The organism is Proteus sp. fly-1089, assembly GCF_040138965.1.
Taxonomy (GTDB): domain Bacteria; phylum Pseudomonadota; class Gammaproteobacteria; order Enterobacterales; family Enterobacteriaceae; genus Proteus; species Proteus vulgaris_B.
On the sequence record NZ_JBEETS010000004.1, the window covers coordinates 145,916 to 169,776 of the forward strand.

Genomic DNA, 23,861 nt, shown 5'->3' on the forward strand with positions numbered 1-23,861 from the left:
AACTCCAACCTGTTTTATCTTATAATGTCTTTAGGTGTTGCAAACTCAACACCATCTCTAATAAAGTTTTTAACTTCCCACATTATTTCTGCTCTTAATTTTCGGAGGTCTCGCTTATTTGGCTTTACTGCATACTCGATATCGCAATAATCAATTAACGATTTACCTGTGTTCGCGTCAATTACTCTTGCTGCGACTTTCCATTTACATTTATTGTGTCTTAACGCTGGGTATTTTATGAATGAAACGTATCCAATATAATACACTTCAAATCCTATGTTATATTTACTCACGAATCACCTCACCACAAATAACCTCAACATTCTTAACTGACATTAAATATTCAGCACGTTTATTGCATTCCGATTGCGTGTATATATCTTCCGTTACAGGCACAGCAGAACCATGCATTAGCATGAGTAATACATATCCGATTATTTGCATGGTTATTTAATTTTATATATGTGGGCTACTTTGAATTTAGAATTTAAGTTATTAGCTCTTTTTACTGCATCTGAATATGAAATAAATCCTTTTTCAATCAAATTTCCATTTAATAAAATAACTGGTTTGCCGTTAATTAGTTCGGCTTTGTATTTATCATTCATCTTTTATTTCCACCTCGTCGCTGATTAATATATCTTTGCATTCAATCAAAGCTGCTCTATAACCAGCCTCAAATGCCATGCGCCTAACGCCAGTTAAATGACTATCAGGTGGCGCTACTGATGGGCTATAACCGTGAGACTTCTTAAACCAGACTTCAAATGCTTCTTCTAATATATCCATCATTCCACCTTTTTAGTTCTTCAATGCCTAACTCTGTTAATTGCCATCCGTCCTTTGGGTGAAGCTTAATAAGCCCTTTATTCTCCAACGAGAAAATTGACATACTATTGCTTAACTGCCTATATCCATTATCTACATTTTTTAATGTGCTAATTTGACGCTCTGTTAATTTCATCACTCCACCTTTCTATACCCAGCTCTATATAAGCGCTCTGCATGTTTTCTTGCAGTACCCATTCCCATATCAACTAAACCTATGCCACCAGTTGATAAATCAGTTGCCATTTGCTGAATTTCCTTTTCTGCTATTTCCTTACGCTTTTCATCTGCTATTTCTTTCGCCAAGTCAGAACACTCAAAACAAATATTTGCTGCTTTACCTTGGATTAAATTGTCCTTACTACCGCTTCCACCGCAAAAGTTGCAAACATTCCTAGGATCTGGTTCTGGCAATGTAAATTTCATAATTTGATTATGGTGTGTAAAAGTATTCATATTCATTCCTCTTCATTGCATCCCTGCGAGTTAAATTAAGCTGTCCGTAGCTTTCATGGTTATATCCTTTGGTTAAACGGGTAGGGTGGTTAGAATGGTATTTCTTGGTCATCCCAATCTTGAGGCGGTTCATTTTGTGCTGTTTGCGGTTGTTGTGGCTTCTGGCTTCCTGCCTGATTACCACTGTTACCACCTAGCATCTGCATTGTTCCGCCGACATTAACCACTACTTCCGTTGTGTATCGGTCTTGCCCGCTTTGGTCTTGCCATTTTCTGGTTTGCAGTGAGCCCTCGATATATACCTGACTTCCTTTTCTCAGATATTCACCTGCAATTTCTGCTAATTTTCCGAAGATGCATACCCGATGCCACTCGGTTTTCTCCTTCACCTCCCCAGTTTGTTTATCACGCCACGATTCCGATGTGGCTAATGTGAACTGAGCCACTGCACCACCTGATGGCATGTATCGAATTTCAGGGTCTTGCCCCAAGTGACCAACAAGGATCACCTTGCATACTCCACGACTTGCCATTTACACCGCCTCTTGTTTAGTTAGTTCTTCTTTTCTTAGTTCATATACTTTCTGAGCTTCCGTTTGCTCAGATGTATCTCTAAGTGCTTTGTATGCTTCACTAAAGGCGACTTTTAACTCATCCATGTTTTGCACTTCCGTTGCAATGCTCGTGAAGTGAGCCAGATCTATCTCTGCTTTAGTGCGTCCATCATTAAGCCAATCCATTAGCTTTTTACCTGTTAATTCATTTAACTGAGTAACTTCGGCGTTGCTGAACAATCCTGTTCTATCCTTGTTTGCCATTGCTGTGTGAGTTTCGTGATTTAGGTCTAGTACAGTTGTAAACTCATACTCAACCCCGTCACGTTGCTCTGATTTCATACCAAGCTTATCTACGCCTTTTTTGCCATTACCTTTATCGACCTGAGCAGTTTCAGTCTTGCTTCTCATCGTTGCGATAATATGCAGATCAGAGCGTAGGATCGCGTCAAGAAATGCATTGTGACGTGGTGTTATTTCGCTCCATGCTGACCACGTATTGCCTCGATACTTGGCTTTTGCTAACACATCGAGTAATTCAAGGCATCCACCTGATCCACTCCATTCGTGAGTAATGCTGTCGATTATGAGATTGTCGTAACCAGCTTCCTGCGCAGCTCCGATAGCTTCAATAAATCGCTCTGGTGTGAATGGTGGGTCTAGTTCCAACACGTCAAAATTAAAACGGTCAGAGTAAAGAGAGGCACTTCCTTTTTCCGTATCAATTAATGCAGTTTTTCCGCCAAGTCCTTTGGCTATTTCCAGTGCCCCGTAAGTTTTCCCTGACCCACTAGGCCCTGTTAAGGCGAGTCTTAACTTTGCTTTTTTTCGCATTGCCTTAGCGAATTTCATATTAATCTCCCAAATATTGACCAGAACGACGATCACTTCCGTAGTAATCGACTTCAAATTTATTACTCGGTGCAGAATCCCTTTCTGCATCACGTAACTCTTGAATATGAGCTGGTAAAGGAGGGTAGTTTTTCGATGCATCTAAATTCATGTGTAGCAATTCCATTGCTAATCGTTTTTCTCTCTCCTTCACGCTCGTATTCGGTAAATGACCATCAATCATTGCAATTGCTTGAGCCAGAGCTTCCTCTCTGTTTTTTGCTAGTGATGGTGATGTTAATTGAGGGTATTTATCGGTAGGGTAAGAGTTAGAAACGTTCATTGAAAATCTCCTGCAAAGTCCTTTAACGGTATCGACAGTCCTTGTCGTCCTAACACTTCCGTTTGATACATAAATTCATCGTGTTCGCGTTCCTGCGTAATTCTTCTAGCCATTGTTGATGCTGAGTCACGCAACCCCCTTAGTAGGTTCATCTTAGAAACAGGTGCATCCTTGCTTGCTTCATTGACAATCCTGTCAATCTCTTCCTTGTCGAACTGCATAATCCATTGCAGAGCTTCAACTGGGTCGATTTCTGTTACCTTAGCCAGCTCACTGAAACTTCCTGTCTCAATACTGAGCTTGCTACTGTCGTCAAATTCCATGACTGTTTTATCGTTCGTGTTAACCCTCATTCCTTGAGCATTTTTGAAGGCTATTTGCATAAACCCTCCTGATAGCTTTCTTTGAGTAATTCCATCGCTAACAACCAGATATCCTCACATTTCTGGCGAATAGCTACCTGCGCCTGAACTTGCGCCAGACGGAAAATATCTTGGTTAATTTTCATAATTTACCTTGCGATAATTAGACTTAATGAAATGACTGCGAATAGAAGTAGGGCGCTGAATATAGTGTCTATGTTCATGCGAAATTCTCACTATTGAGATAGCGATTGTTATTTGGTTTCTCTGGTGTTGGTACGGTGGGTTAGTAGTGAATTTTTACGTTTGATACTAGGTTTTTAGCGATAGCGATAATGCAATTCTTGGCACACTCTTCTGGAATGCCAGCGTCAATTAAGTCTTGCATAGCCTGATTGTTAATTGCTTTCTGATGTTCCTTATCAGCATAACGCTTAGCCTCTTCCTGACGCTTGCGTTCTTCTTCTGCTAATCGCGCTTGTTCTGCTTCTTGTGCTTTCTTGCGCTCAGCTTCTATAGCTAATTGCTTCTCGCGTTCTGCTCGTTCCTGAGCTTCTTTAGCATCACGTTCTGCCTTTTCCTTGGCTTCTTTTGACGCTTGATCTGCACGTTTAATGGCTTCCTGTTTTTCACGCTCTGCACGTTCGGCGGCTTCTTTTGCTTCACGCTCACGCTTAGCTGATGCTTCAATTTCTTGCTGTGCTTTACGTTCAGCTTCGAGCCTTGCTTGTTCCGCAGCTTGTCGCTTCATTTCTTCTTCACGAGCAATGCGCTGGCGTTCTACTTCGGCTTTAGCTTCTGCTAAATCACGGTCGAATTTCTCATTCATGAGTAGGGCGATTTCATGGTCAGATTCGATGCGTTCAGCAAGTGCCTTATCGAACACCTTGTTCATTTCTAGCGCTTCTTCGTGCCACGCTTCCATTTGCAGCCTTTTTTGCTCTTCTTCCCACTCAGTTAATGGTTGTCTAACCTTGTCGCGTAAAGCATCGAAACGCTCACGAACAGTTCGGCGATTGGCGTCGATTAGCTTTGGTATTTCTTTTAACTCTGCGACCAAGTCTTTACCGAGACCATCAAGGTAAGTTTTTGATTGGGCAACCTTGTAAGCCAGTGAAACAATTTCCTTGCGACCTTTGGTGGTGCTAACATCTGGAATAAAAGAGTTAACTTCTCTCTCTACTTTGCGGATGATGTCTTCAACACTGTCTGATGACTTAAATACTTCAAGCGCCGTCGACTTCTCAATTACGACTAATTCATTTGCCATTTCCTATGTTCCTTATGTGCGTATTCCTCACTATTAATAGCGATATGAATGATTAAGTGGTGGGTTACTGCTGACCGAGGGCTTTTGCGATTGCTAAACGAGTCTTTTCCATTGACGACTCATATTTATCATCCCATCCTTGCTTGCGACCGTTACGTTGCATTTCAATCAGTGCATCTAATAACTCTGGTGCCGCTGCGATTAGATGTGCGTTTGCTTCTTGCGCTTCTTCACTTTCGGGCCAATTAGTAGACCAGATTTCAATCCAATCGTTATTTTTACATCCATGTATATTTGTAATTTCTCCAGCGTGAGTGCTGCGTCTATCCATCAACCACGGCGCTGGTGTGTGCTTAAATTCCATATCACCCCCTAGCCTTTAACATTGCATCTGCCAGCTCATAGGCCTTACTTGCAATTTCACCTGTCTCACTGAATGAAAATTGATTTCTCTCTGTGTTTACAAGGATTCCATTCATAGCTTCCATAGCAAACTTGTCTCGTAACGTCGCATCACTCGCCATTTCTACGCGAATTGATGCATATTCGTATTGTTCTGTCATACCCCCTCCGTTATTAACTAAATACGATGCTAATCGTCAAGCTTGAGTTTTTGAATTAAGTTGCTCACTGCGGTATCTACTGCTTCCTGATCGATGGTGTCGAATAGCTTGTTGCGTGCTTCTTCCGCTTCATTAAAGCTTTCCTCATCATCGTCGTCGTAATCTATCCATAATCCAAAATCGACCTCGAAAAGTTTCTCTGGCCAGCAATATTGCACCCCGATTTTTGACTCATCGGCGTTATGAGCTTTCTTGATTAGAATCTGACGCCCGTGTGACTCAAATTCCTTAAACCATATTTCCATCCCTATCTCCTATCTATTAATCAACTCACCACAGCCCACCTTGATGGACTGTAATTAGTTAACTGTGCCTGCTTTTAGCCACGTCAGGCGAGGTGGTTCTCGTGTACCCCTACAGCGAGAAATCGGCTATAATCCACTCACCCCTACAGATAAGAGATATACAGCCTATGATCCATACAATTCACTACCTGTGCCCTGTAACACCTAACTCGGTAAGTCAATTACAAGAAAAGTGCTTAGTTGCAATAGCTAACGGAGCAACTCAATTAAATATTCATATTTCTAGTTCAGGTGGTGATATTACATCTGGGTTTACTGCGTATAACTTTATAAAATCATTACAAATTCCAGTAACAACTCATAACATTAGCAATGTGGATTCAATCGCTAATATTATTTTTTTAGCAGGTAGTAACAGGCTTGCTAATTCAAATGCAAGATTTCTGCTTCATCCGTTTCAGTGGGGAATTGGAGGACTACAAACAGTTGACCATGAGCGAATGAGAGAGTGGGTTTCTAGTTTAGATCATGACCTAGATAGATTTATTAATATATTCAATACAGAGGCATCAGAAAATAATTGGCGCGATATGATTAAATCATCAACTATATTAAATCCTGAAATAGCATTAAATTTAAATGTTATATCAGGAGTTTCCGATGCCACCATTGCTAATGCAAATACCACTTGGTGGGTTACCTGTTGATTCATTCGACTTTTGATAGCTAAATTGACCTGGTTGTGAGGTGCTTTCTTTCTCCAGCTCAATGAAAGCATCCTTTACAAACTTAGCTATATCTTTGGACTGACCATCAGATAGGTCATATGCATGTTCACGTTCAAGTTTTAATATTTCAGCTAGTGTTTCTCTCACCATTTGTTGCGATTCTGGTGATAAATCCTGAAATCTCATCTTACTTCTCCTATTTATCTCGCCGTAACCCCGAACTCACTGCTCGGCTGTTTTGTTTTAACGCCTGAAAATACTGCTACATTAGGTAAGCAACAGTTATCTCCACTTGGATAATGCTTTGTTGGTTTGAGAGAGAGAACAGGGTGTTCTTTCTTCTCTTTCACTGAGTTAGCTTTAGTAATTTCTTCCTCTTTCAGTTTGTTAGCTCTGAAAGATGCATATCTAGCGTATTGACGCGCTTTATATGAATCACTGTTTACATGCTTAACTTCTACTTGTTTCCGTTCACCTGATTTCTTAGGCGACGTTTTTAACGGTTGAATATAAGTTGTCATGTTGCCTCCTCTGAATAAGTTTTAGTGATTGGTGGTAGGTAATTAATTCCTACTTGCGTGATGGGATTTGAACCCACAACCCCAGCTTTATGGCCTCGCTCTACCGTTGAGCTACACGCATTCACCAATCCCAAAACTCACTCAGTGAAATGTTGGACAAGATGTCATTGTCCGTACTGCTATATTTTTAAAGAGCATGGCTTGCTTATGTGTCTTGCTTGCCGTTGATGTGATTACTATAACCATAGTTATATAACCAGTCAATAACCAAGATAGAATAAAATATGAATTAAGTTATATTTGTTTGAATTAGATATGAAAAAAAATAAAAATAATTTTATTTCTTATGATTTAGGCGAAAAAAAATCCCCATTTAAGGGGATTGTATGAGAGTGGTTATAGTATGGATGCTACCCAGAATACCTTTCCTATGATTTCTATTGAACTAACATCAACTTCTTCATCCGGATATTCTTCTTTGTTATAGCTTCGTATTATGACTTTTTCTGGTGATGATCTAACTAAGACTTTTATTCTTTTCCAGCCATTTTGATTAATAGCATAAACCTTTCCATCAACGATTCTTTTGTCATTACAGTTTACACTAACGGTTGCTCCATCTGTGATTACAGGCTCCATAGAGTTCCCTCTTGCAGGGAAGCAAATCACCCCAGTACCATCGGTATTAGCACCAACTTTACGTAAGGTTGATTTTGCAAATCTAAGCTTAAATCCGTTGTAGTCGCCATCATCACAAGCCCCGTCACCACATGCGAACTCTATATCTTTCAAGAAAGGGATCTCCACTTCATCAGAATCTAATTTATCATTATCATCCCATGAAATAACTTTCCCCCATTCATCCTGACTAGGCACGTTTGAGTCTGGAACCCCGTCTCTAATAGATCCAGTACCATTTACTAACCATGCTGGGTTAACGCCCAAAGCTATTGCCATTTCTAGGGATTTCTTTGATGACTTAGCTTTCCCTGAAATAAGTTTTGCAATAGCTGGCTGGCTTATTCCAACAGCTTTAGCAAGTTGCTCTTGAGACATAGAGCTGGCGTCTAACGCCATTTTTAATCGTTCAGCAAATGTTTTCATAAACAAATCATATAACCGAAGTTATCTATTATCAAAGAACCATAGTTATTGATTTATTCTATAACCTGATTTATATTTGGTTATGAAAAATAACTACGGAAGGACTCTGTATGAATTTAGTAATAAAAAAAGCCATTGGCATTGTTGGCAGTCAGGAGAAGTTAGCGTCAGTGTGTGGTGTGACTCAACCTGCTGTCCATAAGTGGTTAAAAGGCGGAAAGGTAGCACCAGAAAGAGTTAGAGCAATTGTAGATGCCACAAATGGCGCAATCAAGGCTCACGAACTTAGACCTGATTTACCTTTTTTGTTTCCACATAACTAGCTTCACCCGCTCTTTAAAAATTCACGCCATGCCTTTTGACTTCAATCGGCAAATTATTATCAACAATCCGCTCATATGGAATGAGCCACGGATCATTACTGCTGTTCCCAATGTGGGAAGTAATTAATAAGGACTTTAGCAAATGGAATGTGCAAAAAATATCAAAGTAGAGTGTTCATCAAACGAATTGATGACGTTTTACATTCAGCAAATGTATTCAGTCGGTAATAACGGACTCGCTAAAGCGCTAGGAATACACCCATCAAAATCCAGTCGAGATAAAGCCCGAATATTCGATTTAGCTTGCCAGTTGGTGAGTCAGTTCGGATTACCCCCTGATTCAGTCGCTATTAGTGAGAAACCAACAAAGGTTGTCATTGAAGGTGATTACGCAGAGAGATTAATTCAGATGCTTGAAGGGAAGGGAAAGATTAAAAGAAAAGCCTCAGCGGTCACTGAGGCTTCTCAACAAATGGACTTAACCATTTAAACTAACAAATACACTGTATCAATAACCAGTATTAAAGGGAAGCTGATTTTGAGCTTTCCTTTTGCTGATACAGCTTAGGAATAAGGGAACTATATATGAATTCTGTTTACTTAACAAACAGATATGGAGGTCGTGGTGAATACAGCTAAATTCTACGATCTTGGTGTTGCAAGACAGCAAAGGAGCAACAGGGTGGAAAACCAGAAACTAGGTTTCATCCCGTTGTACAGGAGCATAAAAAATAAGTCGTGGGCTAAAGATGTTTATCTTAGAACACTATGGGAAAACTTATTGTTAGAAGCTCAGAGCGAGCCATATACAGCCAATTACAAAGGACATATATGGCATTTAAAGGCTGGTCAGTTGGTTACCACTCCAGCCAATCTAGGGCTAAACCTGTGCGACAGGAACGGCAAGCCAACCAGTAGAGATACGGTTAATCGAATGCTGGCTGTTTTTGTTCGTGAAGGGATGATTTCAATCGAAGGAGAGAAGCATAAAGGCACCGTGATAACTATCACAAATTACAGTGATTATGCTCAAAATTTAGCCAACGCACCCGCACATAAGTACGCACATAACAACGCACATGATGAAGCCACTATTCATGCGCCTTTAGATGACATGCCCGCACATAACAACGCACATGAACCCGCACACCATGAACAATATATATTTAATAATAAATTATTAAATGATCGTCCGAGAAAAAAATCTTCTGTGCCTCGTAAGGTAAAACCTGATGCTGTTGTGAGTTCAGAGAAAGGGGGCAAATGGGGTAATGCTGATGACCTGAAAGCTGCTCAATGGATTTACTCGCAAGTCCTGATAGTTAGCCCATCGACTAAAGAGCCTAACTGGTCAACATGGGCTAACGATATTCGCCTGATGAGGCAACTAGACGGGCATGCCCACCAAGATATTTGCAGAATGTTTAAATGGGCCAATCGTGACTCGTTCTGGTGTAGCAACGTGTTATCTCCCGCAAAACTACGTGAGAAGTGGGACACTCTGGTTATCCAAAGTCAGCAGCCTAATCGTAAACCAGCAATTAGTAACCAAATCTCACAGAAGCCCAAGATAGACTTTGATGACACAAAATGGATGGAGGGAGTTGATATATGAAATCACTTGTTACTGCCATTCAGCAACGGGATGGTAGGGCATTACAGGCAATGAGCAATTCAGCGCCATTACAGCAAGCACAGCCAGTCAGAGAGCATACCGCGCAAGTATTCAATGAGTTATTCAAGCAACTTCGAGCAACATTCCCAGCGTCAATGGCGAACTTCAAAGATCAGGAGGATTTAAACGAGTTTAAACGCCAGTGGACAAAGGCATTTGCTGAAAACAATATTCGAACGATAGATCAAATTAACGCAGGGATGAAAATTGCCAGACAGCAAGAGAATCCGTTTCTTCCTGCTCCTGGTCAATTTATTCAATGGTGTAAACAAGGTGAATCTCTAGCAGTTGGATTACCTAATGAGGATCATCTTTACGAACTCTATCGAGAATACTGCAAAATGCGTGGCTGGCGTGAAATGAAATGGCCCTCAAACGCTTGCTACTGGATGGTTACCAAAATTTACTCTGAGATGCGAAGTAAAAGCCTAACGGATAGTGAGGTTAAGAAACTTTGCGCCAAAGAGTTAAGAACCATGACTGCAAGAATCAAATCTGGTGAAACTATTCCAGCGCCGGCACTTCAAGTTGAACACAAAGTCACACCAACAAGTCGTCATAAATCACTATCAATAATCGCCAATCTGAAGCAAAAGCACGGCTTCAGATAACTAAAAGGAATTTAAAAATGAGCAAATACAGATTTGGTAAACCTTACGTTAGACGTTTACGTCCTGATGATGTTCCAGAATCAGAACAAGCTGATTGGTCTATTCGTTATATAAATCACCCACAGCATCACTTATCAACCACTAAGGCATATGCGGTTTGTATGCATGGGTTTAAAGGTGTTTTTCAGGTGTGTCTATGCAAGAGATCGCTAATGAAACTAGTAAAAATGACGCAGAGTGAAGATTAACACGCAAGAGGATTTTTAGATGAACTTATTAAAAAGCACTGTCACCAAGGTATTAGGTGATCCGGTTCGTCACGCTTACAGATCGGATGATGGAACAGAAAATGAATATTACCTAACTCCAGTTGAGTGTGATTGTTGGGGCGATGTTTCCAATACAAAAGTAATGACTAATACCTTAGAGGAAGCCAAGGCGATTAAGGTTGGCTATGAATGGGAATCGTGAGGATTTTTAGATGAAAGGAACAACGTTAAGAGAGCTGAATAAAGCGTACTTACGCCAAGGTAGATTTATAGCGGGTCGATACATTCATGCGAACGTTAAATATTTCAGACAGAGAACTGACGCAATATTTTTTGAACATGAGCTAGCAGCCGATAAGCATAGCCCTAGAGGCAAGGCGTATCAGAGAATAATGGCGATAGAGAATGCAGCTAGGATGATTAAGTTTCAAGAGCTACAGAAAATAATCACTTCTCGCACAAGCCAGAATAATTACAGGGAGGCATCTAATGCAGGGAACTAATTGGGTTAAGGTGAGTGAGAGATTGCCTGATGACCGCACTCAAGTAATTCTTTGGGATAGCGTCCTTGGGGAAGTTACTGCTGGTCATTATAGCTACAAAACGGGATTATTTTATAACTGTGGTCGCACCATCGAAAATGAAATCACACACTGGTGTATGCCACCACTTCCACCAATGCCAGAGGGTGAATGATGAACGAACATCAAAGTGAATGGGAAGAATTTGACGAAAAAATCAAAGAGCACTGCAAGTTTCTTTACGGTGATAAGTGGCAAGTTTCTTATGTCACTAATGATTGGCGTCATTATTACAACCTAGGGTATCGAGCCGAACATATTGGTGAGGTTTTCGAAGATGTTTTTAGGTGTATGTAGTCGGTGAGCCAATGTCAGAGGGGGAATGATGAAGATAAAACGCAAAGTTCACAATAAGCTATTTCCAACTCGTAAATTGTCATTCTATCAGCATTCAAAAGTAGATGAATGGAACTCGCTAGAGTGCTACATGGACAAGTGGTTGTTAGTTATTTTGTTCATACCGATTGTTGTTATTGGGACGCTAGTAGCTGGTTTTCCTACGGCACTCAAAGAGGCGACGGTTTATTTCAACAATCCATATTCAGTTGATAGCCTGACGCTTGCAGAAATTGAAGCCATTAGGTTGGAACAGGAGAGCTAACAGTGAGTGAATTAAAAAAATGGTTCAACCCATTTTACTGGTTCCGCTCAGCAATAGATAAGTTTGAATCTCATTTATGGAAAAGTGTAAATAGAAGAATTGCTGAAACCACCTATTGTAATGATGATCAATTAAAACCTTGCCACCATTGCGAATCTGAAAAGCTTGAGGTTATGCAGGTATTCAGCAATTCATTTGTTCAGTGTAATCACTGTGGTGCAAGAGGTCCTATTGCTGAAAATATGGAATTGGCGGTTGAGTGTTGGAATGCACGAGGTAACTATGGAGAACTTCTGTCTACACGAATCAACGAAAAAGCTATTTGATAACAACGTAATTGAACTACTTAAATCCCACCCAAAACTCAGTGTCACCATCAAGCCTTACAAACCAAAAAGAAGCCTCTCTCAAAACTCATTAAGCCATGTTTGGTACAAAGAAATCAGCGACTACTTGATTAAGTCAGGTCGTGAGTTCTGCACTGAAGCGTGGGTGAAGGAAAGCTTGAAGGCAACTTATCTTGGGTTCGAAGTAACTGAGTACACCGATGTATTAACAGGTGAAAAAACGCAACGAGAGACACTTAAGCGCACCTCAAGGTTAGATAAGGGGGATATGCATCACTTCTTGCAGAGAGTTGAAGCATGGGCTTCACAGTTCGGTTTAATACTAACTACTCCAGAAGATAGTGAGTACATGAAATTGAAAAGGAAGCAGGACGAATAACTATGGCTAGAGATAACTTCCCAATAGAAAACGCAATCACAATTATTAAATCAGTAAGGCATTTAGAGTTATTTGACACCAAAACAGCGTTTGCAGTGACGGGTTTAACGATCAATCAATGTCGAGAAACAATCATGCATCTCAAAAAGATAGGAGCAATAAGAAAGTCTGATAAAAGTGCGTGGAAGTTCGTCGTTTGTGATAACGCGATACAGCTAATAAAATCATATTCCGACGATAGAGCTGAGGTAAAAGCAGTTAGACAAAAGGCGAGAGAGTTTAAAGCGCGGCCTATGAAATTTGTCGATAAGGCCAACGTATCAGGCATGGGTAATCCGATGTTGATGAAAATAGACTCGTTACTCAAAGGGGTTCGCAATGAACTGCATGTCATGCAATAGACCGCTAACAGATGATGAAATTTACGTGTGTGCTCAGTGTGCTGATGAATACGCTCATTTGGAAGTGATGGATAAAATCAAAGGAGAGGGAGATGCCGAACTTACGCAAAGAAGCTCGAGGTCGTGAATGCCAAATTAGAATACCGGGAGTGTGTAACGGTAATTCCGAAACTGTCGTCTTAGCTCATTATCGAATGTCTGGCATTTGTGGTACCGGAATAAAACCTAATGATATTTTTGGTGCTTGGGCATGTAGTGCTTGTCACGATGAATCAGATAGACGCACTCACTATGTTGATGCTGAATATGCAAAACAATGTCATTTAGAAGGAGTTATTCGTACTCAGGATGTTCTCATCAAGGAGGGTAAGATTAAGGTATGAACGAGTATCACTTAAAATTGCCGTGGCCACCGAGCAATAATACGTACTGGAGGCATTGTAGAGGACGCCATTACATCTCATCCAAAGGCACTAACTATCGAAAGCAAGTAACAGATTACATCAAGCAACATAACCTAGACGTCAAAACCACTTCCCGCATCAAAATAGTCATCACAGCAAATCCCCCAGATAAACGACAAAGAGACCTCGATAACTTGCCAAAAGCAGTTTTCGATTCGTTAACTCATGCCGAATTTTGGGTAGATGATAGCCAGATTGATGATATGCGGATTCGTCGAGGTGAAAAGGTTGCTCGTGGCTCATTAGATATCACGATATGGGAGCTGAAGAATGACTCCTGATGCGTGGTTTGCAGTTATAACTTGGGGGATTTTATTGTTTGTTTGGATTCCTTACAGCTACCTCAGGCATAGGCGAAATATACGGATAGTAAAAGCAAAAAGAAGAGCTTACATATTCGCATCTAAGTATAGAGCGGTAAAGGAGCTGAAAAATGTTCACTGACTTAATCGCAGCAATTGAAGAAGCCAGATATTTAAAATCGAAATCAGGCGGTCGAGTTAACTTCTGTGTAATGCAGGTTATGAACTATATGGAAGTAGTCAGCGGGCTGATGGAAGGTGTCAGGGTTTTATATACAACTGCGAATGATGATTATCACACAGTATTACCGGAGGCGAGATGAGCTATATCGGAGAAAAAGAATTAACGGATGAGCAATTTCGCTGGCTAGATGGATGGTTAAATCTGTGGGGGGCGTGGGTGTATTCTGGTCGTATCGATATTCGCATGATCAATATGATTTATAAATTCATGCAAACAGTAGAGCCAAGTAAAAACCCATCAAGACCTATGTGCAATGACGATGAAGGAATGTTGATTTCTCAGGTCGTAGATTCAGTCATCGCCACTGACACACAGGCTTATGGAATATTGCTAAGTTATTACGCTCATGGTTCATCTAAGCTGTCGATTGCATCTTACTATCACCGAGTTGCAAAACCACGCAAAATGCAAACGAGAGGGGGAAATAAATACGCCAAGCCATCTCACAGGACTTGCAGGAGAGAAGTTGACGAAAAACTTAAAGCTGCTCAGTGGTTATTGTACGAACCTCTGCGAAATGCAATGAATAATCGTAAACGTGTAGCTAAAGTAAAGAAGATAACTGAACTTTGCTATTGACATTAATGGACAAATGGACAACAATTATAAGGTAAGTTGCTTTACGTGACTCTTAAGTTTGCTTACCTTGTTAACCTAAGGGTTGATTGACACTACGGAAAGACGTGTAGCCTTGATGGGTAAGGCGTCATGAGAATCTGGGGAGCGTCAGATTTAAACCATCCTTGAACCGCTCAACAATTAATGGCCTCACTTCGGTGGGGCTTTTTCATATCGGCAACTTGTAAGAGTTACTTACAGGTTCAACTAATTTTAAAGGTCATACGGCACCAATGCCTACCAAGTAGGTGCCCAAGCCAGAGCACACTACGACTGATGAAGCTAATAGCAGAAACCTTATAGGTCTCGTAGTCCCCCAGGCTCTGGTGTGGTGGGGGAGTGAGGTAGGCGAGCTTTTTAACTAATCATGATTCCCGTTATTTTTGGGCCCTGCATGAATTTGTTATATAGAGAAGCCCTTAGATAGGTCTAAGACTCTCATGTGAAGCATGTTTTCTATTTTGCTTATTTTTTCTTTGTCATTAGAAATATCATTTAGCCAGATCTTTACCGCAGAAAGGACATCTTCCCCAAATTGGTCTACCTGAAGGTGAAGTGAGTTATTTACCTGAACCCTGTGGACTCTCACGTTTTCTGCTGGTTCGATAAAAGAAAATCTATCCAGCGTCTCTCTTGCTTTTTGTGATGTTATGTCACTACTACCTTCATGTAGGCATGAGCAACGCAGGGCGTAAAAATCGGAGCCGCTCAGGAAAACGTGCATATCCTCACCTTCACCCATGCTATAAATGGGTTTAAGGTATTTATTGAACCAATTTATCGTCCTTGCTTTTGATCCCTTATTGGGTTCATCTATTTTTCCGCATATATCTGGAAGTGCTAATGATATAAATAAAACGGAGTACCAATTTTTTGTTTTTATGGACATGTCTAAAGCTTTAATGAAGTTTTCCATTTGTTAAATCTCACTTTTTTATAGTCAAATACTTCAGTTTGCATCAAGATTAATAAGTATCAACTGCAACTCTCCGGAATTTCCGGATAGTTCACATGTTCGGTTATTCCGAACAACTCATTCAGAAGATCGCTTAGGCGGTCTTTTTTCGTATATGCCGACCACAGAGCAATTACCCTCGTTATCACATACACACAAGAGCTGTGAGTCGGCGTTCTATTAACTAATTCCTCCAGATAGGGGGTGAGTATGAATCATATGAAAGAAAACCCCGATTTATGGGCTCAAATGCTTAACCTCATCGTTATGAATAAAGAGCAAGGTATTAGTGCAATTCTAGCTGGCTCAATGGCAGTTCTTCGAGGTCGATACAATGGCGGTGGATGGGGCAAGACTCTTATTGACGGATTAATGTGCGCATTCTTCGCTTGGTTTGTAAAAGACCTATTAACTCTTCTTGGCATTAATCATGAGTTGGCATATCTAGCCAGTGTATTCATTGGGTATGTCGGTGTTGATGCGTTAAGTAAAATTATTAAAGGTAGAGCGGGGGTGAAAAGTGAGTAGACCAGCACGCGGGGAACGCAATAATAATCCAGGCAATATTCGACATGGTTCGAAATGGCAAGGACTATCCGCACAGCAAACAGATCCGAGCTTCTGCCAATTTGTATCACCTGAATATGGCATTCGGGCAATCTATAAGCTATTGCAAACATATCAAAAGAAATACGAACTCAACACAGTCGAGTCGATTATCAATAGATATGCGCCACCTAACGAAAACAACACTACTGGCTACATTAATCGAGCAGCTAAAGATATTGGTGTTAGCGTAAATGAACCTATTAACGTTTCATCTAAACCGGTTGCTATTGCATTAGCCACGGCGATTGTAGGTGTTGAGCTTGGTTATCAGCCATACAGTCAGAAAGTCTTTGAAGATGCATGGTTGTTGTTATGAATCTAGGCGAAACAATAGTGTCGGTGGGCGTTATTTTGGCAATGACCATCACCATTGGGTGGCAGGGTGGCAGAATTGATAAGCTGAAAGATTCAAATGATGAACTAACTACTCAGTTATCTCAACAAGTCGAAATCAACAAAGACTATCAGGCTCGTATCACTCGATTAAATCAACTCGATATTCGTTACTCACAGGAGTTAGCCAGTGCAAAGAATGAAATCAACACTCTTCGTGATGCTGTTAGCTCTGGCTCTAAACGGGTGTACATCAAAGCCGAGTGTCCAGCAGTCACCAAGAATCCCACCGAAAGCGGAAACAATGAAACCACCGCACGACTTAACAAAGCAGTTGAACAAGATTATCTACGTCTCAGAGAAATGATAGTCGAGAACGAACAGCAAACTTTGTATTTGCAGAATTACATTAACACTGAATGCCTCGCTCAATAGCGGGGTTTTTTAATGGAGAAATATCATGGCAGCACAAGGTTTCGATAACCCAACTCAATTCCGTGAAGAATTGGATAAAAGCATTCCCAAAGAATAACCCCGACAAGGTTAGATAAGTCGTTTATCCATTAAGGAGAGTGATCATATCTTGACTGCTAGGAACAGACTAGAAGTGACCAAAGTAACGTAGTGATACGTGATGATGGTTGCGATTAACTTCACACAGGAACATCAAATGACAGAAATTACAGCACAGAATCAAATGCGCTTAGAGCTACTCCGATTAGTTGGCAATGATACCGCAGCAGCTCAAGCAGCTATCGAGTTCGTTAAGGACGATGCGCTCAAGTTTGAGTTATTCAAAGACGCATACAAAACATGCCAGACAGAAGCTCAGTTTGTATCACGATCACAGAAAGCAGCCCGTGATGCTCAAGAGGCACTGGATTTATTCGCACAGTAGTTAATTACACAGCTCATTTACGAGTGGGCTGGATAATTGATTAAAGGAGGTCACTGTGACGAAGAAAAATAAAGGTGGTCGCCCGTCTAGTTATATGCCAGAAGTTGCAGAAGATATTTGCAAGCTATTAATGGAAGGTGAAAGCCTACGCCAAATATGCAAGAGACCTAGCCTACCTGCGATAAGTACGGTTATGGAATGGTTGCAGAAGCATGAAGAGTTTCGGGAACAGTACGCGCGTGCGCGCGAGATTCAAGCGGAGCTGCTTGCTGAGGAAATAATTGAAATAGCAGATGATAGCTCCGGCGATGTGATTGTTGACGATGACGGAAAGGAGCAGACAAATCATGAGCGCGTTGCCAGGTCACGTCTTCGCGTTGATGCCCGCAAGTGGTATGCGTCGAAGCTGGCGCCTAAACGTTATGGTGATCGCATTCAGCACGAGCAGAAAATTACCATCACTGATTTGACTGATGATGAATTAGATAAGCGCATTAAGGAGCTAAATAATGGACAGGGAGCAGAAAATTGAGCTTCTTAGGCTCCTTGAGGAAAAATCCCGCCGCGCAAATGTCTACCGTTACAAAACCTATTACGAAACTCGTTACCCCTGGCAAAAGAAATTCATCGCACTAAGTATCGAATATTCACAGGTTGCATTGATTGCAGCTAACCGAGTCGGAAAGACTGACACCGCTACCTATATCGACGCTATTCATGCAATGGGTGATTATCCTGATGATTGGGATGGGTATAAGTTCGAGCATGCACCGCTTATCTGGTGCCTTGGTTACTCTGGTGAAAAGTGCAGAGACTTATTGCAAGCACCCATCATTGGCAGGAAAACAGATAACGGCTGGCAAGGTGGATTAATCCCCAGTGAGTTGATTGTCGATACTGAGCCAATGGCTGGTACGCCTAATGCCGTTCGCTCTGCATACATCAGACATAAATCAGGTAACTTATCAAAGATTCAATTCTGGTCATACTCGCAAGGACAACATGCTCTGATGGGCGATAGCGTTGATTGGTTTCATATCGATGAAGAGCCAAAAGACCCTACCATTTATCCGCAGGTTTTAACTCGTACCGCAACAGGTGATAAAGGACGCGGTGGTCGTGGCATCCTAACATTTACACCAGAGAATGGTAGAACAGATTTAGTTATTAGCTTTATGGATGCTCCATCGTCTGCTCAAACGTGCATGAATGTTGGTTGGGATGATGCGCCACACTTGAGTGAAAAAGTTAAAACTGAATTACTGGCTTCGTTTCCGCCACATCAGCGTGACATGCGAACCAAAGGTATTCCGATGCTTGGTCATGGTCGTATTTATGACTTAGGTGAGGACTACATTAAGTGTGACCCGTTCCCTATACCTGACCACTACTTTGTTATTGATGGAATGGACTTTGGGTGGGATCACCCGCAGGCACATATTCAATTGGCATGGGACACTGAAAACGAAACGTTCTATTTAACTCGTGCTTACAAGGCTAGACAGGTATCACCTGCCGAGGCATTTAGTGGGGTTAAACAGTGGGCCGAAAATGTTCCTACTGCGTGGCCTAATGATGGATTGCAAACTGAGAAAGGCTCAGGCCTACAACAGAAATCCTATTATGAAGAGGCTGGCTTCAATATGCTAATTAACCCTGCTCAGTGGGAAGATGGTAGCAGGTCAGTAGAACCAGGCTTATTTGAAATATACGACCTCATGAGGCGTGGGAAATTTAAAGTATTCTCAGGGCTCCGTGACTTCTTCGAAGAGTACAACTTCTATCATCGTGACGAGAAAGGCAAGATTGTAAAAGTTCGTGATGACATCCTAGATGCTGTCAGGTACGCATACATGATGCGTCGTTACGCAATCAGATACGCTGATATACGGAATCCTCCAGAGGAAGAAGATATCTACGTTCCATCATCTTCTAGTTGGTAACTATGGCTGAAACACTACAACAAAGACATGAGCGAATAATGCTCAGGTTTGACCGTGCGCACTCACCGCAAGAAGATGTGAGAGCGAAATGCGTCGAAGCAACACGGTTTGCACGAGTTCCCGGTGGTCAATGGGAGGGTGCAACTTCTGCAGGTACTAAACTCAATGACCACTTTGAGAAATACCCTAAATTTGAAATAAACAAGATAGCCACTGAGCTAAATAGGATCATCAGTGAGTATCGCAATAACCGAATCACCGTTAAGTTTAGACCGGGTGACAAAGAAGCAAGCGAGGATTTAGCAGATAAGTTAAATGGCCTATTCCGTGCTGACTACGAAGAGACTGACGGTGGTGAGGCTTGTGATAATGCATTTGATGATGCAGCAACAGGTGGATTTGGTTGCTTTAGGTTAACAACAAACTTGGTCAATGAGTTAGACCCGATGGATGACAGACAGCGAATTTCTATCGAGCCTATTTATGATCCGTCTCGTTCTGTGTGGTTTGACCCTGACGCCAAGAAATATGACAAGTCTGATGCCGAATGGGCTTTTTGCATGTACTCGCTATCCACCGAGAAGTACAAGGCTGAGTACAAAAAAGACCCAGCAACGTTAGATGTAGGCATTGATAGATCATGGGATTATGACTGGTTTGATTCTGATGTCGTCTATATTGCTAAGTATTATGAGGTAAGAAAAGAATCAGTTGATGTTGTCAGCTTCCAAAACCCAATTACTTCAGAGGTTGTTACTTATGACAGCGAACAACTTGAGCAGGTTGGTGATGAATTAATTGATATTGGCTTTGTTGAGGTTGCTCGAAGAACAGTTAAGCGCCGCCGAGTTTATGTGTCAGTGGTCGATGGTGATGGATTCCTTGAGAAATCTCAGAGAATACCCGGTGAACACATTCCTTTAATCCCTGTTTATGGTAAGCGCTGGTTTATTGATGACGTCGAGCGAGTTGAGGGGCATATTGCAAAAGCAATGGATGCACAACGCCTTTATAACTTGCAGGTGTCAATGCTTGCTGATTCAGCAGCACAAGACCCAGGTTCGGTTCCTATTGTTGGCAAGCAACAGATTAAAGGGCTTGAAAAACACTGGGCTGATAGAAATTCAAAAAGACCTGCATTCCTTCCTCTGAATGAAATAACCGATAAGCAAGGCAATGTTATTGCGCCAGCATCAGCAATTGGTTATACGCAACCACAACCACTTAATCAGGCAATGGCTGCACTGTTGCAGCAAACAAGCTTAGATATTCAGGAAGTAACTGGTGCTAGTCAGGCAATGCAGCAAATGCCTAGCAATATTGCCAAAGAGACTGTTAATAGCCTCATGCATCGCTCTGATATGGCATCGTTTATCTATCTGGATAACATGGCTAAAAGCTTGAAACGGGCTGGTGAGGTATGGCTGTCGATGGCTAGAGAGATATATGGATCAGATAGACAGGTTCGCGTAGTCAATGAAGATGGAACTGACGATATAGCGTTAATGTCAGTGACAGTAAGAGATAATCAGACAGGCGAAATTGTAGCTATGAATGATTTATCTACTGGTCGTTACGATGTAACCGTTGACGTTGGCCCATCTTATACAGCAAGGCGCGATGCCACTGTTTCTGTGCTCACTAATCTACTTGCTGGCATGTTGCCTCAAGATCCGATGCGCGCAGTTGTTCAGGGAATCATCCTAGACAACATGGACGGAGAAGGTCTTGATGAGTTCAAGGAGTACAACCGCAATCAGCTACTTACTCAAGGTGTAGTCAAACCTCGCAACTCAGAAGAAGAGCAAATTGTCGCTCAGGCACAGCAACAGGCGCAACATCCTAACGCTGAGTTATTGGCAGCGCAAGGTGTGTACTTGCAAGGACAGGCAGAAGTCCAGAAGACGAAAAATGAAGAGCTATCCATTCAGGTTAAAGCATTCCAAGCTCAAACAGAAGCTAGAGTTGCAGAGGCTAAAGTTGTCCAGCTTCTGGCATCAGCAGATAGCACAAAGCGCGCTGAAATTAGAGAGGCGCTTAAAATGTTACATAACTTCCAGAAAGAACAAGGCGACTCATCACGAGCAGATGCCGAGTTAATTCTAAAAGCAACTGATACGCAGCATAAGCAAAGCCTAGATGTTGCGAAAACCATTCAATCACAAAATAACCAACAGTCTCCTGCGGACTTCTCGCAGAGTTAAGGAGTAATAAATGGAAAGCGAACTGATCATTGATGGTCAGGCTGTACCTATGTCTGAAAATCAGGAATCACAACAGCAGGAAGCCTCAGAGCAATCAAAGCAAGTTAGTGAGAATAATGCCGCTAATAACGCCGAGACTGTTACTGATGATTCTGCTGAAGTAAAGCCGGATCAGAGCGTCGAGCAGGAGCAAGATTACTCCTTGCAAATCGGCGATGAAGAAATCTCGTTGACTGATGAAGAAGATTTAATTGAAGACCAGTCTACAGCCAAATGGATTAAAGACCTTCGAAAAGGCTTTAAAGATACTCAGAAAGAAAACCGTGAACTAAAGCGCCAACTTGAGGAGATTACAGCCAAGCAAACGCAAGAGCCAGCGGTTAATCATAATGATGAAATACCTCAGAAGCCAACACTAGAATCGTGTGATTGGAGCGAAGAGGCATACGAAAAAGCATTAACTGATTGGTATGAGAAAAAAAGCCGTGCTGATCAGAGCAAAAAAGCCAAGGAGAAAGAGCAGCTCGACTATAAGGAAAAAATTCTTAAGCGACTGGAAGATCATAAGCAACGAGCATCTAAGTTACCTGTAAAAGATTACGCTGAGATGGAAGAGATTGTCACCAATGAAGTTCCTATCATCCATCAGGAAATCTTACTTAGAGCTGCCGATGAAGGTACAGAGCTAATTGCTTATGCACTTGGTAAGAATAAAGAATTGCGCCAGCGGCTTACAGCTGAGAAAGACCCAATACGTGCAGCATTCCTACTTGGTCAGCTTAGCCAGAAAGTTAAGTTAGCACCAAAACCAAAGAAAGCACCTAAACCTGAGCCGGAAGTTAAAGGTGGAGCGGGAAGCGTCACGACTGATGAATTAAACAAACTGTGCCCCGGCGCAATTATTGAATAAACAAGGTGTAAAACATGGCTAATAACTTAGATTCAAACGTAAGTCAGATTGTACTTAAAAAGTTTTTACCGGGCTTTATGTCCGACTTAGTTTTATGTAAGACAGTTGATCGCCAATTACTGGCTGGCGAAATCAACTCAAGCACTGGCGAAAGTGTCAGCTTTAAGCGCCCGCATCAATTCAGCTCTGAGCGTACGGCTGATGGTGACATTACTGGTAAAGCAAAGAATGGTCTTATTTCAGGTAAGGCTACTGGCCGCGTTGGTAATTATATCACTGTCGCTGTTGAGTGGGCTCAAGTTGAAGAAGCATTAAAGTTAAATCAGTTAGACCAAATCTTAGCGCCAATTCATGCTCGAATGGTTACTGACCTTGAGACTGAATTAGCTCACTTCATGATGAATAATGGTGCACTGTCACTTGGCACGCCAAACTCACCAATTGCCAAATGGTCAGATGTTGCTCAGACAGCTACCTTCTTGAAAGATATCGGCATTAAAGCTGGTGATAACTACGCAGTGATGGATCCTTGGTCTGCTCAACGTCTCGCTGATGCTCAAACTGGCTTGCATGCGTCTGACCAATTAGTGCGTACAGCGTGGGAAAATGCACAAATTCCGGGTAACTTTGGCGGCATTAAAGCTCTAATGTCAAATGGCTTAGCATCTCGTGAGCAAGGTGATTTTGGCGGAACGCTGACTGTTAAAACAGCTCCAACAGTGGATTACACTGCCATTAAAGATTCCTATCAGTTCACTGTTACTCTTACTGGCGCAACAGCAAGCAAGACTGGATTCTTTAAGGCTGGTGATCAGATTAAATTTACTGCAACACATTGGTTAAATCAGCAAAGCAAGCAAACTCTGTATAACGGTTCTACTGCAATCAGTTTCACCGCCACCGTTCTTGAAGATGCAAACTCTGATGGTACTGGTGATGTCACTGTTAAACTTTCTGGTGTTCCGGTGTATGACGCAGTAAACAAACAGTACAACGCAGTTGATCGCAAAGTGGCATCAGGTGATGAGGTTGTAGTGATCGGTACTGCTAAGCAGCAAATGAAGCCTAATCTGTTCTTTAATAAAATGTTCTGTGGCTTGGGCACTATCCCACTGCCAAAATTACACAGCATTGATTCAGCAGTGGCCACATATGAAGGTTTCTCTATCCGCGTACACAAATATGCTGATGGCGATGCTAACAAGCAAATGATGCGTTTCGACTTGCTACCTGCTTATGTGTGCTTCAATCCACACTTTGGAGGTCAATTCTTCGGAAACGTATAATACCATCGTTGTTTATTTGGGGGCTTCGGCTCCCTTTTTTATT

45 protein-coding genes and 1 tRNA gene are annotated in these 23,861 nt (G+C 41.6%); 28 read left to right on the top strand and 18 right to left on the bottom strand.

The annotated features are described in order from the left end of the window. Positions 1-14: 14 nt before the first annotated feature. The 10 genes from ABN080_RS11090 to ABN080_RS11135 form a co-directional block, all read right to left on the bottom strand. Complete coding sequence (locus ABN080_RS11090) at positions 15-293, bottom strand: hypothetical protein (protein ID WP_349441048.1); 279 nt, start codon at positions 291-293, stop codon at positions 15-17. 153 nt (positions 294-446) lie between these two features. After that, the gene (locus tag ABN080_RS11095) at positions 447-608 is read right to left on the bottom strand and encodes a hypothetical protein (RefSeq protein WP_349441049.1); all 162 of its coding nucleotides are present in this window, start codon (positions 606-608) and stop codon (positions 447-449) included. Then, the gene (locus ABN080_RS11100; protein ID WP_349441050.1) at positions 601-789 is read right to left on the bottom strand and encodes a hypothetical protein; all 189 of its coding nucleotides are present in this window, start codon (positions 787-789) and stop codon (positions 601-603) included. The genes ABN080_RS11095 and ABN080_RS11100 overlap by 8 nt, the downstream gene beginning before the upstream one ends. A 174-nt stretch (positions 790-963) precedes the next feature. Next, positions 964-1,284, bottom strand: a complete 321-nt coding sequence (locus tag ABN080_RS11105) for a ClpX C4-type zinc finger protein (RefSeq protein WP_349441051.1) — start codon at positions 1,282-1,284, stop codon at positions 964-966. An 89-nt stretch (positions 1,285-1,373) separates the two neighbouring features. Further along, positions 1,374-1,817 (bottom strand): single-stranded DNA-binding protein, encoded by a 444-nt coding sequence (ssb, locus tag ABN080_RS11110; protein ID WP_349441052.1) that lies wholly within the window; start codon positions 1,815-1,817, stop codon positions 1,374-1,376. After that, the gene (locus ABN080_RS11115; RefSeq protein WP_349441053.1) at positions 1,818-2,690 is read right to left on the bottom strand and encodes an ATP-binding protein; all 873 of its coding nucleotides are present in this window, start codon (positions 2,688-2,690) and stop codon (positions 1,818-1,820) included. 1 nt (position 2,691) lies between these two features. Then, on the bottom strand, positions 2,692-3,012 hold the full coding sequence (locus ABN080_RS11120) for a hypothetical protein (RefSeq protein ID WP_349441054.1): 321 nt from the start codon (positions 3,010-3,012) through the stop codon (positions 2,692-2,694). Next, positions 3,009-3,395 carry a hypothetical protein gene (locus ABN080_RS11125; RefSeq protein ID WP_349441055.1) on the bottom strand — a complete coding sequence of 129 codons (387 nt, stop codon included), beginning with the start codon at positions 3,393-3,395 and terminating at the stop codon, positions 3,009-3,011. The genes ABN080_RS11120 and ABN080_RS11125 overlap by 4 nt, the downstream gene beginning before the upstream one ends. After that, complete coding sequence (locus tag ABN080_RS11130; RefSeq protein ID WP_349441056.1) at positions 3,386-3,520, bottom strand: hypothetical protein; 135 nt, start codon at positions 3,518-3,520, stop codon at positions 3,386-3,388. Before ABN080_RS11130 ends, ABN080_RS11125 begins: the two co-directional genes overlap by 10 nt. Before the next feature lie 140 nt (positions 3,521-3,660). Then, on the bottom strand, positions 3,661-4,569 hold the full coding sequence (locus ABN080_RS11135) for a cell envelope biogenesis protein TolA (RefSeq protein ID WP_349441153.1): 909 nt from the start codon (positions 4,567-4,569) through the stop codon (positions 3,661-3,663). Between ABN080_RS11135 and ABN080_RS11140 the strand changes: the two genes are divergently transcribed. After that, a complete protein-coding gene (locus ABN080_RS11140) occupies positions 4,514-4,681 on the top strand; it encodes a hypothetical protein (protein ID WP_349441155.1) in 168 nt (55 codons plus the stop codon). The genes ABN080_RS11135 and ABN080_RS11140 overlap by 56 nt on opposite strands. A 27-nt stretch (positions 4,682-4,708) precedes the next feature. On the opposite strand, the gene ABN080_RS11145 is transcribed toward ABN080_RS11140, so the two are convergent. Genes ABN080_RS11145 through ABN080_RS11155 form a run of 3 tightly spaced genes read right to left on the bottom strand, consistent with a single transcriptional unit; the run spans position 4,709 to position 5,512 of the window. Further along, entirely contained in the window at positions 4,709-5,008 is a 300-nt protein-coding gene (locus tag ABN080_RS11145; RefSeq protein WP_349441057.1) for an XkdD/Y8K6 family phage-associated protein, read from the bottom strand. A gap of 1 nt (position 5,009) precedes the next feature. Continuing rightward, positions 5,010-5,207, bottom strand: a complete 198-nt coding sequence (locus tag ABN080_RS11150) for a hypothetical protein (protein ID WP_349441058.1) — start codon at positions 5,205-5,207, stop codon at positions 5,010-5,012. Positions 5,208-5,236: 29 nt separating this feature from the next. Continuing rightward, positions 5,237-5,512: a hypothetical protein gene (locus tag ABN080_RS11155; RefSeq protein WP_349441059.1), complete on the bottom strand. Its 276-nt coding sequence runs from the start codon at positions 5,510-5,512 to the stop codon at positions 5,237-5,239. A gap of 167 nt (positions 5,513-5,679) precedes the next feature. Here ABN080_RS11155 and ABN080_RS11160 point away from each other — a divergent pair, with 167 nt between their 5' ends. Next, positions 5,680-6,219, top strand: a complete 540-nt coding sequence (locus ABN080_RS11160; protein WP_349441060.1) for an ATP-dependent Clp protease proteolytic subunit — start codon at positions 5,680-5,682, stop codon at positions 6,217-6,219. Here the strand turns inward: ABN080_RS11160 and ABN080_RS11165 are convergent. The 4 genes from ABN080_RS11165 to ABN080_RS11180 form a co-directional block, all read right to left on the bottom strand. Continuing rightward, the gene (locus tag ABN080_RS11165) at positions 6,160-6,426 is read right to left on the bottom strand and encodes a hypothetical protein (protein WP_349441061.1); all 267 of its coding nucleotides are present in this window, start codon (positions 6,424-6,426) and stop codon (positions 6,160-6,162) included. The two genes, ABN080_RS11160 and ABN080_RS11165, sit on opposite strands and share 60 nt — an antisense overlap. Before the next feature lie 14 nt (positions 6,427-6,440). After that, positions 6,441-6,761 (bottom strand): hypothetical protein, encoded by a 321-nt coding sequence (locus ABN080_RS11170; protein ID WP_349441062.1) that lies wholly within the window; start codon positions 6,759-6,761, stop codon positions 6,441-6,443. A gap of 55 nt (positions 6,762-6,816) precedes the next feature. After that, positions 6,817-6,882, bottom strand: a tRNA-Tyr gene (locus ABN080_RS11175). Positions 6,883-7,157: 275 nt separating this feature from the next. Then, the gene (locus ABN080_RS11180; RefSeq protein ID WP_161770190.1) at positions 7,158-7,865 is read right to left on the bottom strand and encodes an XRE family transcriptional regulator; all 708 of its coding nucleotides are present in this window, start codon (positions 7,863-7,865) and stop codon (positions 7,158-7,160) included. A 110-nt stretch (positions 7,866-7,975) separates the two neighbouring features. Between ABN080_RS11180 and ABN080_RS11185 the strand changes: the two genes are divergently transcribed. From ABN080_RS11185 to ABN080_RS11260, 17 genes are all read left to right on the top strand, one after another. Beyond that, the gene (locus ABN080_RS11185) at positions 7,976-8,188 is read left to right on the top strand and encodes a transcriptional regulator (protein ID WP_099659428.1); all 213 of its coding nucleotides are present in this window, start codon (positions 7,976-7,978) and stop codon (positions 8,186-8,188) included. A gap of 142 nt (positions 8,189-8,330) precedes the next feature. Continuing rightward, on the top strand, positions 8,331-8,678 hold the full coding sequence (locus ABN080_RS11190) for a hypothetical protein (protein WP_349441063.1): 348 nt from the start codon (positions 8,331-8,333) through the stop codon (positions 8,676-8,678). A 192-nt stretch (positions 8,679-8,870) separates the two neighbouring features. After that, complete coding sequence (locus ABN080_RS11195; RefSeq protein ID WP_349441154.1) at positions 8,871-9,803, top strand: phage replication protein O; 933 nt, start codon at positions 8,871-8,873, stop codon at positions 9,801-9,803. 50 nt (positions 9,804-9,853) lie between these two features. Then, on the top strand, positions 9,854-10,474 hold the full coding sequence (locus ABN080_RS11200; protein WP_349441064.1) for a replication protein P: 621 nt from the start codon (positions 9,854-9,856) through the stop codon (positions 10,472-10,474). A gap of 17 nt (positions 10,475-10,491) precedes the next feature. Then, positions 10,492-10,722, top strand: a complete 231-nt coding sequence (locus ABN080_RS11205; RefSeq protein WP_349441065.1) for a hypothetical protein — start codon at positions 10,492-10,494, stop codon at positions 10,720-10,722. Between the two features lie 19 nt (positions 10,723-10,741). Further along, entirely contained in the window at positions 10,742-10,945 is a 204-nt protein-coding gene (locus tag ABN080_RS11210; protein WP_311746837.1) for a hypothetical protein, read from the top strand. 287 nt (positions 10,946-11,232) lie between these two features. After that, the gene (locus ABN080_RS11215) at positions 11,233-11,439 is read left to right on the top strand and encodes a DUF551 domain-containing protein (RefSeq protein WP_349441066.1); all 207 of its coding nucleotides are present in this window, start codon (positions 11,233-11,235) and stop codon (positions 11,437-11,439) included. Beyond that, positions 11,439-11,621 carry a hypothetical protein gene (locus ABN080_RS11220; protein ID WP_349441067.1) on the top strand — a complete coding sequence of 61 codons (183 nt, stop codon included), beginning with the start codon at positions 11,439-11,441 and terminating at the stop codon, positions 11,619-11,621. The genes ABN080_RS11215 and ABN080_RS11220 overlap by 1 nt, the downstream gene beginning before the upstream one ends. A gap of 28 nt (positions 11,622-11,649) precedes the next feature. Further along, positions 11,650-11,925, top strand: a complete 276-nt coding sequence (locus ABN080_RS11225) for a hypothetical protein (RefSeq protein ID WP_349441068.1) — start codon at positions 11,650-11,652, stop codon at positions 11,923-11,925. A 2-nt stretch (positions 11,926-11,927) separates the two neighbouring features. Then, a complete protein-coding gene (locus ABN080_RS11230; RefSeq protein ID WP_349441069.1) occupies positions 11,928-12,251 on the top strand; it encodes a Lar family restriction alleviation protein in 324 nt (107 codons plus the stop codon). Further along, on the top strand, positions 12,208-12,651 hold the full coding sequence (locus ABN080_RS11235) for a recombination protein NinB (protein ID WP_340896234.1): 444 nt from the start codon (positions 12,208-12,210) through the stop codon (positions 12,649-12,651). The genes ABN080_RS11230 and ABN080_RS11235 overlap by 44 nt, the downstream gene beginning before the upstream one ends. A gap of 2 nt (positions 12,652-12,653) precedes the next feature. Beyond that, positions 12,654-13,052: a hypothetical protein gene (locus ABN080_RS11240; protein WP_349441070.1), complete on the top strand. Its 399-nt coding sequence runs from the start codon at positions 12,654-12,656 to the stop codon at positions 13,050-13,052. Then, a complete protein-coding gene (locus ABN080_RS18245) occupies positions 13,039-13,179 on the top strand; it encodes a hypothetical protein (RefSeq protein ID WP_502935113.1) in 141 nt (46 codons plus the stop codon). Before ABN080_RS11240 ends, ABN080_RS18245 begins: the two co-directional genes overlap by 14 nt. Further along, positions 13,145-13,435, top strand: coding sequence for a DUF1364 domain-containing protein (locus ABN080_RS11245; RefSeq protein WP_349441071.1), 291 nt, complete (start codon positions 13,145-13,147; stop codon positions 13,433-13,435). Before ABN080_RS18245 ends, ABN080_RS11245 begins: the two co-directional genes overlap by 35 nt. After that, positions 13,432-13,797, top strand: coding sequence for a RusA family crossover junction endodeoxyribonuclease (locus tag ABN080_RS11250; protein ID WP_349441072.1), 366 nt, complete (start codon positions 13,432-13,434; stop codon positions 13,795-13,797). Before ABN080_RS11245 ends, ABN080_RS11250 begins: the two co-directional genes overlap by 4 nt. A gap of 152 nt (positions 13,798-13,949) precedes the next feature. Further along, on the top strand, positions 13,950-14,141 hold the full coding sequence (locus ABN080_RS11255) for a hypothetical protein (protein WP_311748363.1): 192 nt from the start codon (positions 13,950-13,952) through the stop codon (positions 14,139-14,141). Then, positions 14,138-14,641 carry an antiterminator Q family protein gene (locus tag ABN080_RS11260; protein ID WP_049206610.1) on the top strand — a complete coding sequence of 168 codons (504 nt, stop codon included), beginning with the start codon at positions 14,138-14,140 and terminating at the stop codon, positions 14,639-14,641. Before ABN080_RS11255 ends, ABN080_RS11260 begins: the two co-directional genes overlap by 4 nt. 442 nt (positions 14,642-15,083) lie before the next feature. Here ABN080_RS11260 and ABN080_RS11265 read toward each other — a convergent pair whose 3' ends face one another. Beyond that, positions 15,084-15,596, bottom strand: a complete 513-nt coding sequence (locus ABN080_RS11265) for a hypothetical protein (protein ID WP_205439495.1) — start codon at positions 15,594-15,596, stop codon at positions 15,084-15,086. Positions 15,597-15,845: 249 nt separating this feature from the next. On the opposite strand from ABN080_RS11265, the gene ABN080_RS11270 reads away from it, so the two are divergent. The 9 genes from ABN080_RS11270 (at position 15,846) to ABN080_RS11310 (ending at position 23,818) form a co-directional block, all read left to right on the top strand. Next, positions 15,846-16,163: a phage holin, lambda family gene (locus tag ABN080_RS11270; RefSeq protein ID WP_109409565.1), complete on the top strand. Its 318-nt coding sequence runs from the start codon at positions 15,846-15,848 to the stop codon at positions 16,161-16,163. Next, entirely contained in the window at positions 16,156-16,560 is a 405-nt protein-coding gene (locus tag ABN080_RS11275) for a structural protein (RefSeq protein ID WP_349441073.1), read from the top strand. Before ABN080_RS11270 ends, ABN080_RS11275 begins: the two co-directional genes overlap by 8 nt. 17 nt (positions 16,561-16,577) lie before the next feature. Continuing rightward, positions 16,578-17,012 (top strand): lysis protein, encoded by a 435-nt coding sequence (locus ABN080_RS11280; RefSeq protein ID WP_349441074.1) that lies wholly within the window; start codon positions 16,578-16,580, stop codon positions 17,010-17,012. A 235-nt stretch (positions 17,013-17,247) separates the two neighbouring features. Then, on the top strand, positions 17,248-17,475 hold the full coding sequence (locus ABN080_RS11285) for a DUF2560 family protein (protein WP_349441075.1): 228 nt from the start codon (positions 17,248-17,250) through the stop codon (positions 17,473-17,475). Positions 17,476-17,530: 55 nt separating this feature from the next. Continuing rightward, on the top strand, positions 17,531-18,007 hold the full coding sequence (locus ABN080_RS11290) for a terminase small subunit-like protein (protein WP_349441076.1): 477 nt from the start codon (positions 17,531-17,533) through the stop codon (positions 18,005-18,007). Beyond that, complete coding sequence (locus ABN080_RS11295) at positions 17,985-19,418, top strand: phage terminase large subunit family protein (RefSeq protein WP_349441077.1); 1,434 nt, start codon at positions 17,985-17,987, stop codon at positions 19,416-19,418. The genes ABN080_RS11290 and ABN080_RS11295 overlap by 23 nt, the downstream gene beginning before the upstream one ends. A 2-nt stretch (positions 19,419-19,420) precedes the next feature. After that, positions 19,421-21,622 (top strand): portal protein, encoded by a 2,202-nt coding sequence (locus ABN080_RS11300; RefSeq protein WP_349441078.1) that lies wholly within the window; start codon positions 19,421-19,423, stop codon positions 21,620-21,622. A gap of 10 nt (positions 21,623-21,632) precedes the next feature. Beyond that, positions 21,633-22,532: a phage capsid protein gene (locus ABN080_RS11305; protein WP_349441079.1), complete on the top strand. Its 900-nt coding sequence runs from the start codon at positions 21,633-21,635 to the stop codon at positions 22,530-22,532. 14 nt (positions 22,533-22,546) lie between these two features. Next, a complete protein-coding gene (locus ABN080_RS11310) occupies positions 22,547-23,818 on the top strand; it encodes a P22 phage gp5 family major capsid protein (RefSeq protein WP_349441080.1) in 1,272 nt (423 codons plus the stop codon). The last annotated feature ends 43 nt before the right edge of the window (positions 23,819-23,861 follow it).

Excerpts from the sequence above, each read along its gene's own strand:
- ABN080_RS11095 (WP_349441049.1), bottom strand. The coding sequence starts at position 608 with ATGAATGATAAATACAAAGCCGAACTAATTAACGGCAAACCAGTTATT.
- ABN080_RS11100 (WP_349441050.1), bottom strand. The coding sequence starts at position 789 with ATGGATATATTAGAAGAAGCATTTGAAGTCTGGTTTAAGAAGTCTCAC.
- ABN080_RS11105 (WP_349441051.1), bottom strand. The coding sequence starts at position 1,284 with ATGAATACTTTTACACACCATAATCAAATTATGAAATTTACATTGCCA.
- ssb (WP_349441052.1), bottom strand. The coding sequence starts at position 1,817 with ATGGCAAGTCGTGGAGTATGCAAGGTGATCCTTGTTGGTCACTTGGGG.
- ABN080_RS11115 (WP_349441053.1), bottom strand. The coding sequence starts at position 2,690 with ATGAAATTCGCTAAGGCAATGCGAAAAAAAGCAAAGTTAAGACTCGCC.
- ABN080_RS11120 (WP_349441054.1), bottom strand. The coding sequence starts at position 3,012 with ATGAACGTTTCTAACTCTTACCCTACCGATAAATACCCTCAATTAACA.
- ABN080_RS11125 (WP_349441055.1), bottom strand. The coding sequence starts at position 3,395 with ATGCAAATAGCCTTCAAAAATGCTCAAGGAATGAGGGTTAACACGAAC.
- ABN080_RS11130 (WP_349441056.1), bottom strand. The coding sequence starts at position 3,520 with ATGAAAATTAACCAAGATATTTTCCGTCTGGCGCAAGTTCAGGCGCAG.
- ABN080_RS11145 (WP_349441057.1), bottom strand. The coding sequence starts at position 5,008 with ATGGAATTTAAGCACACACCAGCGCCGTGGTTGATGGATAGACGCAGC.
- ABN080_RS11150 (WP_349441058.1), bottom strand. The coding sequence starts at position 5,207 with ATGACAGAACAATACGAATATGCATCAATTCGCGTAGAAATGGCGAGT.
- ABN080_RS11155 (WP_349441059.1), bottom strand. The coding sequence starts at position 5,512 with ATGGAAATATGGTTTAAGGAATTTGAGTCACACGGGCGTCAGATTCTA.
- ABN080_RS11160 (WP_349441060.1), top strand. The coding sequence starts at position 5,680 with ATGATCCATACAATTCACTACCTGTGCCCTGTAACACCTAACTCGGTA.
- ABN080_RS11165 (WP_349441061.1), bottom strand. The coding sequence starts at position 6,426 with ATGAGATTTCAGGATTTATCACCAGAATCGCAACAAATGGTGAGAGAA.
- ABN080_RS11170 (WP_349441062.1), bottom strand. The coding sequence starts at position 6,761 with ATGACAACTTATATTCAACCGTTAAAAACGTCGCCTAAGAAATCAGGT.
- ABN080_RS11180 (WP_161770190.1), bottom strand. The coding sequence starts at position 7,865 with ATGAAAACATTTGCTGAACGATTAAAAATGGCGTTAGACGCCAGCTCT.
- ABN080_RS11185 (WP_099659428.1), top strand. The coding sequence starts at position 7,976 with ATGAATTTAGTAATAAAAAAAGCCATTGGCATTGTTGGCAGTCAGGAG.
- ABN080_RS11190 (WP_349441063.1), top strand. The coding sequence starts at position 8,331 with ATGGAATGTGCAAAAAATATCAAAGTAGAGTGTTCATCAAACGAATTG.
- ABN080_RS11200 (WP_349441064.1), top strand. The coding sequence starts at position 9,854 with ATGAGCAATTCAGCGCCATTACAGCAAGCACAGCCAGTCAGAGAGCAT.
- ABN080_RS11205 (WP_349441065.1), top strand. The coding sequence starts at position 10,492 with ATGAGCAAATACAGATTTGGTAAACCTTACGTTAGACGTTTACGTCCT.
- ABN080_RS11210 (WP_311746837.1), top strand. The coding sequence starts at position 10,742 with ATGAACTTATTAAAAAGCACTGTCACCAAGGTATTAGGTGATCCGGTT.
- ABN080_RS11215 (WP_349441066.1), top strand. The coding sequence starts at position 11,233 with ATGCAGGGAACTAATTGGGTTAAGGTGAGTGAGAGATTGCCTGATGAC.
- ABN080_RS11220 (WP_349441067.1), top strand. The coding sequence starts at position 11,439 with ATGAACGAACATCAAAGTGAATGGGAAGAATTTGACGAAAAAATCAAA.
- ABN080_RS11225 (WP_349441068.1), top strand. The coding sequence starts at position 11,650 with ATGAAGATAAAACGCAAAGTTCACAATAAGCTATTTCCAACTCGTAAA.
- ABN080_RS11235 (WP_340896234.1), top strand. The coding sequence starts at position 12,208 with ATGGAGAACTTCTGTCTACACGAATCAACGAAAAAGCTATTTGATAAC.
- ABN080_RS11240 (WP_349441070.1), top strand. The coding sequence starts at position 12,654 with ATGGCTAGAGATAACTTCCCAATAGAAAACGCAATCACAATTATTAAA.
- ABN080_RS18245 (WP_502935113.1), top strand. The coding sequence starts at position 13,039 with ATGTCATGCAATAGACCGCTAACAGATGATGAAATTTACGTGTGTGCT.
- ABN080_RS11245 (WP_349441071.1), top strand. The coding sequence starts at position 13,145 with ATGCCGAACTTACGCAAAGAAGCTCGAGGTCGTGAATGCCAAATTAGA.
- ABN080_RS11250 (WP_349441072.1), top strand. The coding sequence starts at position 13,432 with ATGAACGAGTATCACTTAAAATTGCCGTGGCCACCGAGCAATAATACG.
- ABN080_RS11255 (WP_311748363.1), top strand. The coding sequence starts at position 13,950 with ATGTTCACTGACTTAATCGCAGCAATTGAAGAAGCCAGATATTTAAAA.
- ABN080_RS11260 (WP_049206610.1), top strand. The coding sequence starts at position 14,138 with ATGAGCTATATCGGAGAAAAAGAATTAACGGATGAGCAATTTCGCTGG.
- ABN080_RS11265 (WP_205439495.1), bottom strand. The coding sequence starts at position 15,596 with ATGGAAAACTTCATTAAAGCTTTAGACATGTCCATAAAAACAAAAAAT.
- ABN080_RS11270 (WP_109409565.1), top strand. The coding sequence starts at position 15,846 with ATGAATCATATGAAAGAAAACCCCGATTTATGGGCTCAAATGCTTAAC.
- ABN080_RS11285 (WP_349441075.1), top strand. The coding sequence starts at position 17,248 with ATGACAGAAATTACAGCACAGAATCAAATGCGCTTAGAGCTACTCCGA.
- ABN080_RS11295 (WP_349441077.1), top strand. The coding sequence starts at position 17,985 with ATGGACAGGGAGCAGAAAATTGAGCTTCTTAGGCTCCTTGAGGAAAAA.
- ABN080_RS11300 (WP_349441078.1), top strand. The coding sequence starts at position 19,421 with ATGGCTGAAACACTACAACAAAGACATGAGCGAATAATGCTCAGGTTT.
- ABN080_RS11305 (WP_349441079.1), top strand. The coding sequence starts at position 21,633 with ATGGAAAGCGAACTGATCATTGATGGTCAGGCTGTACCTATGTCTGAA.
- ABN080_RS11310 (WP_349441080.1), top strand. The coding sequence starts at position 22,547 with ATGGCTAATAACTTAGATTCAAACGTAAGTCAGATTGTACTTAAAAAG.